Annotated in this window: 7 protein-coding genes; 5 read left to right on the top strand and 2 right to left on the bottom strand. The window is 66.1% G+C overall.

Annotated features, from left to right (window positions below; translation table 11 throughout):
• Positions 1–4: 4 nt before the first annotated feature.
• Complete coding sequence (gene hemB, locus EWU68_RS01470) at positions 5–1,006, top strand: porphobilinogen synthase (protein ID WP_129314483.1); 1,002 nt, start codon at positions 5–7, stop codon at positions 1,004–1,006.
• 41 nt (positions 1,007–1,047) lie between these two features.
• Positions 1,048–2,385 (top strand): glutamate-1-semialdehyde 2,1-aminomutase, encoded by a 1,338-nt coding sequence (hemL, locus tag EWU68_RS01475; protein ID WP_129314098.1) that lies wholly within the window; start codon positions 1,048–1,050, stop codon positions 2,383–2,385.
• Here the strand turns inward: hemL and EWU68_RS01480 are convergent.
• Positions 2,382–3,104 carry a 3'-5' exonuclease gene (locus EWU68_RS01480; protein WP_129314099.1) on the bottom strand — a complete coding sequence of 241 codons (723 nt, stop codon included), beginning with the start codon at positions 3,102–3,104 and terminating at the stop codon, positions 2,382–2,384. The genes hemL and EWU68_RS01480 overlap by 4 nt on opposite strands.
• Before the next feature lie 115 nt (positions 3,105–3,219).
• On the opposite strand from EWU68_RS01480, the gene EWU68_RS01485 reads away from it, so the two are divergent.
• Positions 3,220–6,570, top strand: coding sequence for an ATP-dependent helicase (locus EWU68_RS01485; protein WP_238692246.1), 3,351 nt, complete (start codon positions 3,220–3,222; stop codon positions 6,568–6,570).
• Complete coding sequence (locus EWU68_RS01490; RefSeq protein ID WP_165162081.1) at positions 6,567–10,244, top strand: ATP-dependent helicase; 3,678 nt, start codon at positions 6,567–6,569, stop codon at positions 10,242–10,244. Before EWU68_RS01485 ends, EWU68_RS01490 begins: the two co-directional genes overlap by 4 nt.
• Positions 10,245–10,252: 8 nt before the next feature.
• Here EWU68_RS01490 and EWU68_RS01495 read toward each other — a convergent pair whose 3' ends face one another.
• Positions 10,253–11,389: a phosphotransferase gene (locus EWU68_RS01495; RefSeq protein ID WP_206064419.1), complete on the bottom strand. Its 1,137-nt coding sequence runs from the start codon at positions 11,387–11,389 to the stop codon at positions 10,253–10,255.
• A 71-nt stretch (positions 11,390–11,460) separates the two neighbouring features.
• Here EWU68_RS01495 and nudC point away from each other — a divergent pair, with 71 nt between their 5' ends.
• Complete coding sequence (gene nudC, locus EWU68_RS01500) at positions 11,461–12,525, top strand: NAD(+) diphosphatase (RefSeq protein ID WP_202976673.1); 1,065 nt, start codon at positions 11,461–11,463, stop codon at positions 12,523–12,525.
• Positions 12,526–12,535 lie beyond the last annotated feature (10 nt).

A 12,535-nucleotide genomic window follows, 5' to 3' on the forward strand; every position in this document is an offset into this window, starting at 1 on the left:
AAAACTGGATCTCGTCCGGAGGCCGCGTCGGCTCCGGACGAACCCGGCCATGAGGGACATCATCGCCGAGACTCGGCTGCACGCAGAAGACCTGATCCAGGTGCTGTTCGTCCGTGACGGCATCGACCATCCGACGGAGATCGTGTCGATGCCGGGCCAGTACCAGCACACCATCGAATCCCTGGTGGAAGCCGTGCGCAGCGCCGTCGATGCCGGCGTGAAGTGCGTGGATCTGTTCGGAGTTCCTCGGGACGAGGACAAGGACTCCGAAGGGTCGGCCGCGTGGGATCCCGAGGGAATCCTCAACCGCGGCATCGCGGCCGTGCGACGGGAATTCGGGGACCAGGTGGTCATCATGGCCGATACGTGCCTCGACGAGTTCACCGACCACGGCCACTGCGGACCGCTGACCATCGATGGCACGGGCGAGACCGTGGTGGACAACGACCGCAGCGTGCACCTCTACGAGCGCATGGCCGTCTCCCAGGCCCGAGCCGGAGCGCACGTGGTCAGCCCGTCCGGAATGATGGACGGACAGATCGCAGGCATCCGACAGGCCCTCGACGAGCAAGGTTTCCAGGACGTCTCGATCATGGCCTACTCCGCCAAGTACGCCTCCGGGTTCTTCGGTCCGTTCCGCGACGCCGTCGGCTCGTCCTTGCAGGGCGACCGGAAGACCTACCAGCAGGACCCGGCCAATCGGCGCGAATCCGTCCTCGAGACCCAGCTGGACCTCGAGGAAGGAGCGGACATGGTCATGGTCAAGCCGGCGATGGCCTACCTCGACGTCGTGCGCGAAGTGGCCGACCTGTCGACCGTGCCCGTGGCGGTCTACCAGGTCTCGGGCGAGTACGCGATGATCGAAGCGGCCGCGGCCAACGGTTGGGTCGAGCGTGAGCGAATCGTGCTCGAGGCCCTGACCGGGATGCGCCGCGCCGGGGCAGACCTCATCTTCACCTATTACGCGACCGAGGTTGCCCACTGGCTGAGCCAGGGCAAGCGATAGGGTCCGCGACAGAACACCATCACACTGAGCAGGAGGACATCTTGACCGTATCCGAGGAACTCTTCGAACGCTCCCAGAGGGTCATCCCGGGCGGGGTGAACTCGCCGGTCCGCGCGTTCAATTCCGTCGGCGGAACGCCGCCGTTCATCGTCGACGCCGAGGGGCCCTACGTCAAGGACGCCGACGGCAACCAGTACGTGGACCTCGTCGGTTCCTGGGGACCCGCCCTTCTGGGGCACCGGCACGAGGCAGTCATCGAAGCGGTGCACACGGCCGTGGACCACGGTCTGTCCTTCGGGGCCTCGACCGTGGGAGAGACGGAACTGGCCGAGACCGTGGTCGACCGCATCAACCGGTCCGCCACGAACGGGCCCGCGATCGATCAGGTCCGGCTGGTGTCCACGGGAACCGAGGCGACCATGACGTCGATCCGGTTGGCCCGCGGGTACACCGGCCGCGACAAGATCATCAAGTTCGCCGGTTGCTACCACGGCCACGTGGACGCCTTGCTCTCCGAGGCGGGTTCCGGCGTCGCGACCCTCTCGCTGCCCGGATCGGCCGGCGTGACCCAGGCGACGACGGCGGAGACCATTGTGGTCCCGTACAACGACCTGGACGCGGTCCGAACCGCCTTCGAGAAGTATCCCGGAGAGATTGCCGCGGTGATCACGGAGGCCGCCCCGTGCAACATGGGGGTCGTGACCCCGGGACCGGGGTTCAACGCCGGTCTGCGCGAGCTGACCCGAGAATTCGGCGCCCTCATGATCTTCGACGAGGTCCTCACCGGTTTCCGCGCCTCTTCGGCCGGATACTGGGGCCTCACCTCGGCCGAAGAGGGAGGCTGGGCCCCTGACATCTACACCTTCGGCAAGGTCATCGGCGGTGGGATGCCCATCGCCGCTCTGGGCGGACGTCGGGAGATCATGGAGTACCTGGCCCCCAATGGCCCCGTCTACCAGGCAGGAACGCTCTCGGGGAATCCCCTGTCCGTTGCAGCGGGCATCGCGACGCTGCGCAACGCAACGGGCCAGGTGTACTCGGCGATCGATCGTGCCTCGTCACACCTCAGGCAGGAGGTCGGGGCAGCTCTGGACGCCGAAGGGGTGCAGCACTCGATCCAGTCGGCGGGAAACATTTTCTCCGTGGCCTTCGGCACGGGCGAGAACGGCGTGAGGAACTACGAAGACGTCAAGGCGTCCGAGTCCTACCGCTACACCGCGTTCTTCCATTCGATGCTGGATTCGGGGGTGTACATGGCGCCCTCGCCCTTCGAGGCCTGGTTCCTCTCGGCCGCTCACGACGACGCCGCGATGGACCGCATCGTCTCCGCACTTCCGGCGGCGGCCCGCGCCGCGGCGTCGTCGGAGAGGCCGCGCTAGGAACGCTCTGAGTCCGGCTGGACGGGCCAGTCGCCGTTGACCTTCGAGGTCTTGCCGATTCTGTCGAAGTAGGCCTGGAGGTCCGCGGCCTGTTCCTTGGCCCAACCGATCTGGAGATCGTGAAGTTCCCCGGCTGGCATGTCCAGCTGGGGATACTTGCGGGTCATCGCCCCGGCCAACCTCTCGGTGGCCAAGCAATCCGCCGCCGAGGTGTGGGCGTTCTCCAGCTCGACCCCATATTCCTGCGTGAGATTGCTCAGGGTCCGTTTGCCCTTGTGGTACTTGTCAACCTTCTTGTTGAACACGAGAGGGTCAAGGACCGGGTACGGGGCGAGGTCGGGCATCTCGCAACGGCGGAGTTCGCGGGCGAGCACGGTGAAGTCGTAGACGGCGTTGAACGCGAAGATCGGAACGCCGTCGGAGAACAGGCCGCCGATGGCCGAGGCCAGTTCGTAGACCACCTGCTTGAGAGGAGCACCGTGTTCCTGAGCGTGTTCGGTCGTGATGCCGTGGACCGCGGCGGCCTCCTCCGGGATGGGGACGCCGGGATCGGCGAGCCATTCGCCGTGCCGGAGGACCTCGCCGTCGGGGGCAATGAGGATCAGCGACGCCGTGACGATGCGCGCCGTCCTCGGATTCGGGCCCGTGGTCTCCAGGTCGAAAGTGGCACGTGGGCACTGCGTCCATGGCCGCGATCCGGCCGGTGCGTCGCTCGTCATGATCACCACCGTACCCGGACTCGCTCCCGACTCGCGCGTCACTTATCTGCGTTCCGATCAGGGCCTCGGCCCCGAACGGCCTTAACTTGTCGGTCCGCCGTGGTGTGATGGTCACATGAGCCTGAACGAACCGGCCATGAGCCACCATCGGTCTCGCCGTCCCGCCGCGAACCTGATTCTGGGCGCCCCGGGAACGGGCAAGACCACCGCCCTGATCGATCGCGCGCTGGAACACGTTTCCGAGGGACAAGGAACCGGATCCCCGGCCGAACAGATCCTTCTTCTGGCACCCACACGAACGCTGGCGGATTCCCTGCGGGAAAAGTTCTCCCACAAACTTTCGGCCACGGTGTCCTCGCCGCCGGCGCGTGCTTGGCACTCCTATGCGTTCGATCTGTTGCGGCGTGGCCACGCGGAAGGGCTTCTGGAAGGAGTCGACTTCGAACCGAGGCTGCTGGCCGGTCCGGAGCAGGACGTGCTGATCGGCGAGATGCTTCGGGCCCACGCGGAGGGATTGGGCGCCCGTCCCGGATGGCCACAGGACCTGATCGAGGCCATGGGCACGCGAGGGTTCCGCAGGGAGATTCGCGAATTCCTCGATCGCTGTGCGGAATTCGATCTGACCCCGGCGAGGGTGCGTGAATTGGGCGAGGTGCTGAACCACCCCGAGTGGATCGCGGCTTCGGAATTCCGCGTGGAGTACGAGCAGCTCAGGCGCCTGAGAATGCCTCAGGCCTATGATCCTTCGGCCCTGATCCATCGGGCCGCGGAGTTCCTGGAGGAGAACCACGAATTTCTGGCCAAGGAGCACGAGCGCCTCAGCCTGGTTCTCGTGGACGACCTGCAGGAGGCCACACCCGCGGTGATGCGGTTGCTCGAATCTCTCGTGCCGGCCGGTGCCGCGAATCCGCCGGAACTCGTGATGACGGCCTGCACGGACACCGTGGTCCAAGGGTTCAGGGGAGCGCGTCCGGAGGTGCTGTCCGATCTGTCCCGGAGGCTGGGGGCGTACCCCGAGATCCACACGCGGCGGCTCGAACACCAGCACCGGATGCCGGCGCTGCTGGCCGACGCATTCCGCCGAATTGCGGAGCGAATCCCGGTGGTGGCCAGAGCCCGGCACGATCGGTCTCCGGTTCCCACTCCGGAAGTGACGGCTGGCGCGGATGCGGGGCAGCTTGCAATCCGGCTGACCGCCTCGGCCCAGCACGAGCTCCGGCTGATTTCCCAGGGAATCCTCGAGGAACACATTCGGGGCGGAAGGCCGCTGGACGACATGGCCGTGATCGTCCGGGACGGTGCCTCCTTGTCGAGGATCAAACGTCATCTGGAATCCGATGGCATCCCTGTGTCCATTCCGGTGGCCGAGGCCCCATTGCGCGAAGAGCCTGCCGTTCGCCCGTTTCTCGATGCCCTGTGGCTTGCGGCGGGCGAGGACGCCGCGGCGGATCTGCCCAGAGTCCTGTCCCTCCTGTCCTCGCGCCTGGGCGGTGCCAGCCCCTCGACGATTCGGAGGATCCGACAGTCGCTGCGCGCCGCCGAATTGCGGTCCGGAGGGACCCGGTCCAGCGACGAACTTCTTCTGGCTGTGCTGAACACATCCCCGGACGGCACAGACACGCAACCGGCAAGACGAAGCTCTCGGGGCCCGACCTTCGAGGAGCGCGCTCACATGCCGCTGGACAGGTTGAGAAGAGTCCTCGCCGCGGGCAGACGAGCCATGGGGGCCGCGGACGCGACGGCGGAAACCGTCCTGTGGGCACTCTGGGAGGCCAGCGACCTGGCTCAGGAATGGCGTCGGCTCTCACGGGGATCGGGCCCGGCCGCGCAGAGGGCCGACCGTGACCTGGACGCCGTTCTTGCACTTTTCGAGGCGGCCGAGCGCTACGTCGACCAGCAGCCGGGCGCAGGAGCCAGAGAATTCCTGGAATACATCGACAGCCAGGATCTGCCGATGGACACGTTGGCGCCGCGGTCAGCGGGCGGGGCATCGGTGGCCCTGGTGACCCCGGCCTCCTCGGCAGGTCACGAGTGGGGATGGGTTCACGTCGCCTCCGTCCAGCAGGGCACCTGGCCCAATACCACCCTGCGTGGGGGTCTTCTGAACACACCGGAACTATCCGATATCGCCCTCCTGGGCGTCGAACAAGCGGCGCGCGTGACGCGGCGAAATCGGCTCAGGGAGACTCGGTACGACGAACTGCGGATGTTCGCCACGGCCGTCAGCCGTTCGTCCTCAGACCTCGTGGTCAGTGCGGTGTCCAACGACGAGGACGAACCGAGCGAATTCCTCGACATCCTCGACCCCGACGCCATGTCCCGGGCCGAGGTCGAACCGGTGCGCCGGCCGATGACCCTGAGAGGCCTGATCGCGGAACTCCGGATGTGGGCCCAGTCTGCCGAACACCCAGAGTTGGCCGAGAGGGCGGCCCATCAGTTGGCGAAGATCGCTCGTGAACCCGCGGAGCCACGTCCGGAGCCCCACGGGCACCGGTCCGATGACTCTTCCACGGACGGGGCACAGGGGTCGAGCGAAAGGGGCGGGATCCCAGGAGCGCACCCGAGGGACTGGTGGGGTTTGGCTCCGCTGTCCGATGACCGGGCGCCCTTGAACGCTGAGGACCCGGTTCCGTTGTCACCCTCGAAGCTCGAAACGATCAAGAGGTCCCCCGTGGACTGGTTCGTCAGTTCCGCGGGCGGCGAGCCCGCGAGCGACCTGTCTCGGTCGGTGGGAAACCTCATCCACGAGCTCGCCCAAGACATGCCGGAAGCGGCCGGACACGAACTCGAGCAGGCGCTGGAGGAGAGATTCGGCGACCTCGGTCTGCCCGATACGTGGGAGACCCGCGTCCTCTACGAGCGCGCGGTGACCATGATCCGGAAATTCGCGGAGTATGCCGTGGATTCCCGGCTCTCCCTCCACAGGAAGCTGGTCGGGGTCGAAGGCGGATTCACCGTCCTCGTCCCGGGGCCGGCTCGGGACGCACTGCTCTCCGGGCGGGTCGACCGGCTCGAAATCGACGAACTCGGCAGATACGTCGTCATCGATCTCAAAACCGGCAAGACCGCGCCGACCACGGCGGAGGTCCTGGAACACCCGCAACTGGCCGCTTACCAGGTCGCTCTGGAGGCCGGCGCGGGACGGGAGATGTTCGACGAGGACGGTCGGGAACGGCCGCGAGAGCAGCCCCTGGTCTTCGACGGCGCAGGACTGACCGAACTGTCCGGAGGGGCCGCACTCGTCCACCTGGGCACCTCGACCAAGGGGTACAAGCTCCAGTCCCAAGATGCCCTGGACAAGGGTGACTCCTGGGCCGTGGAGCTGATTCGAACCTGCGTCGAGCTGGTGGCCCACGAGAGGTTCCAGGCTCGGCACAACGAGTCCTCGGGAGGCTTCGGTCTCACATGCCGCTTGCCCGAAATTTGTCCGCTGTGCTCATCAGGGAGGCAGGTCACGCAACCGTGAACGAATCCGTATTCACCCACTCGGCAAGGTACTCCCCGGAGGACATCGCGACGGCGCTCGGACATCCATTGCCGACTAGGGAACAGTCGTCCATCATCAGCGCGGACGCAGCACCGCGCCTCGTGATCGCCGGTGCCGGGTCGGGCAAGACCGCGACCATGGTCGACCGCGTGGTCTGGCTCGTGGTCAACGGGTACGCCAGACCGGACGAGATCCTCGGGGTCACCTTCACCAAGAAGGCCGCAGCAGAATTGCGGCATCGCATGACGCAAAGGCTCGCCGTGCTCCGGGAGCAGGGCCTGTACCAGCCCGAAACGGAGAGCGACGAACCCATCCTCGATCCGACCGTCAGCACCTACCACGCGTACGCCAAGTCACTGGTCTCGGAATACGGCTTGCGGATGGGGATAGAGAAGGACGCGACACAACTCGGCCAAGCCCAGTGTTACCAATTGGTCGCACAGATTGTGGAGGCCTGGGACGGCGAACTTCCCGACAAGGTCCCGGCGGCCTCGACGCTGGTCGCGAGTGTCTTGCAATTGTCAGGGGAATGCTCAGAACACCTGCGCTCGCCGGCCGAGGTGGTGACCTATTGCCAGGAAGCACTGGTGACCCTGAGAAACCTCCCGAACAACCACCCCAAGCAGCTCAAGAAGGAGGAGAAACTGCGTGGAACCCTCGTCGAGAAAATAGAGCAAAAGCTTCTGGTCGCTCGCCTTGTCGAGAGATACCAGCGGGTGAAACAGGCCATGCAGGTCATGGACTTCGGTGACCTGCTGGCGCACGCGGCGACGATGGCACAGGGTGTTGAGTGCATGAGCGCGGAGCAGCGTCAGCTCTATCGCGTCGTCCTTCTGGACGAGTTCCAAGACACGTCCCACGCCCAAATGGTCCTCTTCTCGAGTCTCTTCGGGAACGGTCACTCCGTCATGGCCGTCGGGGACCCCAAACAGTCGATCTATGGGTTTCGAGGTGCTTCGGAAGGGCAACTCTTCGACTTCTACCGGTACTTCCCGTCGGCGCACGAGGAAGCCGACTATCTGACGACCGCGTGGAGGAACGGGACGCGTATCCTCGAAGCGGCCAACACCATCGCGCAACCGTTGTCGACCAGGGGCGAATGGGTGCGGGCCGAATCCATGGTCGACGTGCCGGATCTCGCGCCGAGACCCGATGCGCCGGATGGACGGGTTCTCTGCGGTGTCTGGGACAGCGACCACCGGGAAGCCGAAGCCATTGTCGGAACCATCGCCGAGCACAGAACAGATGCCCAACGGGAAGGTCGCCCCATACCGAGTGCGGCCGTCCTGTGCCGCGCCCGACGCCACATGGAAACCGTTCGGGCAGAATGCGAACGTCAGGCGGTCCCGTATCAACTCGTCGGGCTCGGGGGTCTTCTCGAGACCCCCGAAGTCACCGACATGGTGGCCGTGCTCCGCGTCCTTTCGGACCCGTCGCGATCGGATTCTCTGATGAGAATCATGGCCGGTGCCCGGTGGCGTATCGGTCCCCGGGACCTCATGGCGTTGAACGACTGGGCCCGATTCCTGGCACGCCGTCGTCGGACTGCGGTGCTCTCGGGGATGGCAGAAGACCTGACGACACCCGAAGGCCAAGGACCGGGTGAGGACCTCCCGAGCGGGGAACCGACGAGCGGGGAACCGACGGGCGAGGACGGATCCGACGCGCGATTCCACGATGCCAAGCAGCGCCTCGATGCCCTCCTCCGAGGCGGCGGGGACCAGAGTGAGGGATCGAGCCTGGTGGAAGCCCTCGAGACTCTTCCCGAACCCGGATGGACGTCGGCCGCCGGCCGCTCACTCAGCGCGGAGGCCCGCAACCGCCTCGAACGGCTCAACCAGGAGCTCGAAGAACTTCGGGGGTACCTGGGGGAGGACCTGATGAGCCTCATGTACCACATCGAGCGAGTGACCATGCTGGACATCGAGCTCGCCTCCAAACCCGGCCGCGACGTCCACCAGGCGAGGGAGAACGTGGACGCCTTCTACCAGGCTGCTGCCGACTATTGTTCGAGCGCACCTCGGCTGGCCGCGAGTCTCGAGGCTGGCGCGAGCGTGGGCTCCGATGCGGAGGACGACGCCGCTTTCTCCGAGCTCAAGGAACACCGTTACACCGTGACATCCTCGGCCACGGGCGTTACCGCCTTCCTCGCGTGGCTCGATGCGGCCGTCGCCGAAGAGTCCGGCCTGCCCATGCCCGTCCAGCCCTCCGACTCGTCGACTGTTCAGATCCTCACCGCGCATGCCGCCAAGGGGCTGGAGTGGGACGAGGTTTACGTCCAAGGGCTCACGGAAGGCGGTTTCCCCTCGAGCACCGTGGACTCGTGGTTTTCCAGCGTGGGCGCTCTGCCCTGGTCGTTGCGGGGCGACGCGAGGTACTTGCCCCAGGTCGAGCTGGATTGTGGCTCGACGCAGGAGCTGGAAGAGTCCGGCGCAGTATTCCGCGAACACAACCTGGCGCGCACGATCGCGGAGGAGCGCCGTCTGGCTTACGTCGCCACGACCAGGGCACGCGATGTTCTCTTCTTGTCCTCGAGCCGTTGGAGCGGAACCAAATCCACGCCGAATACCGTCTCGAGGTTCTTGGACGAGGTGATGGAGATCCCGGGACCCGACCCGCTGACCCCGGAGATGATCCACGAAGCGAAGATACCGGAAGAAGGCGCATCGAATCCGCAGAGGGAGCTGATTCGCGCCGCCCTGTGGCCGTTCGACCCGTTGGCCCGACCTGTCGTCACAGAGTGGGAGTCGGAGGAAGAACTCAACGCCCTCGCCTCCGTACCTGGCGCCGGACAGGGCGGGATGGATGATGAGCCTGCCGTCTCGAGGAGGCCGGACGTGGAACGGGCGGCCTCCCTGGTCCTGGCTCACCTGGAGACACCGGGCGACGCCGAACCGGCGACGTCGGGACCAAGTTCCGGGCGATCCTCGGGCGCGGACCGGGCGGGTCTCCCCGACACCCAGAACTGGGCCGAGGAAACCGATCTGCTTCTTGCCCTGCACCGGGCCGCCGGAGAGCGGGATTCCGAACCCGAGATCCCCGCTCACGTCAGTGCGTCGCTGGTGGTCGACCTCGCCCAGGACCCGAACAGGGTCATCGAGCAGATGCGACGACCGATGCCTCGACGGCCCGAGACATCGGCTCGTGCGGGTACCCGCTTTCACGAATGGGTCGAGCACCATTACGGAACGACCGGCATGCTCGACTTCGGGGAGGACCCCACGGCAGGGGAGGAGGATCCCGACGCCGACTTGGCGGCGCTTCAGGAACTCTTCCGTCAGAGTCCCTGGTACGACCGGCAGCCATGGGCGGTCGAGTACCCGATCGAGACACCCGTCGCAGGGTTCACCGTGCGCGGACGAATCGACGCCGTCTTCCGCACCTCGGATCCCGAGGGAGGCACACGCTGGGAACTCGTTGATTGGAAGACCGGTCGAGTGCCGCGCGGAGAGGACCTGTCGCACAAGGCCGTCCAGCTGGCGGTGTACACCTTGGGTTTCGCCCGACTGCACGGAATCGATCCTTCGGAAATCTCCGCCTCGTTCTACTACGTGGCGCACGGCGAAACCGTGACCCCGCCGTCGATAGCGGACGAATCCGAACTGTCAGAACTGCTGGCCCGGGTCAGGGCAGGGACGTCCCCGCAGAAGTAAGGGGGATGCTACTCCCGATGGATCGTGGGCATCGGCCCGGTCGGGTCCTCACTGGGTGTGGCACGTGAGGAACCGTGTCCCGAAGCCGTCCCGCCGGCGTCCGGCGTGTCCCGTGGGGCGTCTGTTGAGGAACCGGACGGGGTGGATCCGGTCGATCTCTCCGGTTCCTCGGTCCGGCCGGCGGAGGACGTCGAATCCGAGGACCCGGAGGTCGTGCCAGGGGCCGTGGGGCTCAGCGCACCGGACTCACGAAGATCGGACTCCAAGGCCCGAAGCATCGACACCGCTTCGTCCACGGACTCCCGGTCATCCTGTTCGAGACTGCGCACCAGCCACTGGGCCAGCGCAAATTCTGCGTGGAGATAGGCCCTGCGGAGGAGGAACTGATCGGGGGCGTGGGGCAACTGGACGGAATAGACCTCGATAATGGCGTCCGTGAACTCCTGATCGGGGCAGCTCATGAGCCAGGAGAAGTCGATCGCCGGATCGCCCACGTGGAGGTCGTGCCACCCACGCACGGCGGTCAGGAGCGTTCCGTCCAGGACCAGATTGTCCTCGGTGAGGTCCCCATGGACGGCGGTGGGCCGGAACTGCCACATCGATTCGTCCTCGAGCCACGCTTCCCACCGGCGCAACAGCGCGGACGGGATCTTGCCGGTGCTCGCGGCCCGGTCGAGTTCAGAAAGCATCCTGCGGCGGCACTGTTCATTGGAATAGATCGGGAGGTCCGCTTCCTGGACCATCTCCGCCGGGAGCGTATGAATCGTGGCGATCATCTTCCCCACCTGCGTCGCCAACGGCTCGCGCTCGGGGGAGACGACGTGCGAGCGGCGGGCGAGCTCCTCGATGTCGAGGACCTCCCCAGGTACCTCGGGATACACGAACGTCTTGAGACCACGACTGTCGGCCGAACCCACCACGGTGGGCAGTTGGAACGGCAACCGTGCCCGCAGCCCGGGGGAAAAGGAGTGAAGAATGACATGCTCGGATTCGAGCCGGACACTCGCCTCGTGGTTCTGCGGCGCACGAACAATCCACCGCTGCCGTGCGGAGTCGACCACGAGCGCCGAACCGTAGTCCGGGTTGTCGTCCTCGTACGGGTACGCGGCCACGGGGAAGAGGCCCGGCACTCCTGCCGAGGCCATAGCGGCTAACGTTAACGGTGTTAATTTCACTCGTTCAGGGTACTAGAGACACATGAAAGCAGGCTGATCACGTGAACCCCCGTTTTGTCACACAGCCCACACCCCCGCTGGGGCCGGATTTGCTGGGGACATACCCGATTCGGCGCATCGATGACGCCCAGGACAGGGGCGAGCTCGTAGATTCAGCTCTGAGCGATCCCGCGACACAAGTTCTGGTCCTTGACCAGGGCAAAGTCCGCACCCGGCAGGCCGAGGGCGGTACTCGAATCGCGTGGGCCACCACCGACGACGCCGACATCGTGGCGTACCTGGGCACCTCCGCGGACCAGTCTCCGATCCTCCTGGGCCGAGCTCCCCGCACCAGGCCCGAAGACCTCCAAGCAGGAGATCCATGGCCCGAGGACGCCGACCCGAACGCGGCCGTGGAGGACGCTACGGACTGGTTGGGACTCCGGGATGCGGCCCCGGTGCTCCCGCGGGAAGAGAGCACGTGGTTGAGCGTCGGCATCGCGCTCATGAATTGGCATCAGAGCTCCTCGTTCTGCCCGTCCTGCGGATCTCCTACCCACCCCGAGGCCGCCGGGTGGGCGCGCGTCTGCGATGCCGAGGGGCGGGAGCTGTTTCCCCGGACCGACCCGGCCGTGATCTCGGCCGTGGTTCACACCGATGACGACGGCGTCGACCGCCTTCTCCTCGGGCACTCGGTGGCCTGGCCGGAAGACAGGTACTCCACGTTCGCGGGCTTCGTCGAGGCCGGAGAGTCCCTCGAAGCCGCCGTTGCGCGGGAGATCCGCGAAGAGGCCGGCGTCGAGATCGGCGAGGCGACGTACATGGGATCCCAACCGTGGCCCTTCCCGAGGTCCCTCATGGTCGGTTTCATTGCCCGTGCGGAGAGTCTGGATTCGGCGGAACCCGACGGGCGGGAAATCTCGAGCGTTCGATGGTTCACCCGGGACGAGTTGGAAGCCGCCGTCGTGAGCGGCGAACTGCGGCTGCCCGACCGGGTCTCGATTGCCCATCACCTCATCGCCGATTGGTACGGTGGACCTTTGCCTCAGCCGCCGGAGAGGTCGGAAGATTCCGGGACGGCGGGGCAGGGACCCACCACTGATTCCGAGGGGGCGACTCAGCGCTGAAAACCGCGAC

The sequence above is a fragment of the Rothia koreensis genome, assembly GCF_004136575.1.
Taxonomy (GTDB): domain Bacteria; phylum Actinomycetota; class Actinomycetes; order Actinomycetales; family Micrococcaceae; genus Rothia; species Rothia koreensis.

Excerpts from the sequence above, each read along its gene's own strand:
- EWU68_RS01480 (WP_129314099.1), bottom strand. The coding sequence starts at position 3,104 with ATGACGAGCGACGCACCGGCCGGATCGCGGCCATGGACGCAGTGCCCA.
- EWU68_RS01485 (WP_238692246.1), top strand. The coding sequence starts at position 3,220 with ATGAGCCTGAACGAACCGGCCATGAGCCACCATCGGTCTCGCCGTCCC.
- EWU68_RS01495 (WP_206064419.1), bottom strand. The coding sequence starts at position 11,389 with ATGGCCTCGGCAGGAGTGCCGGGCCTCTTCCCCGTGGCCGCGTACCCG.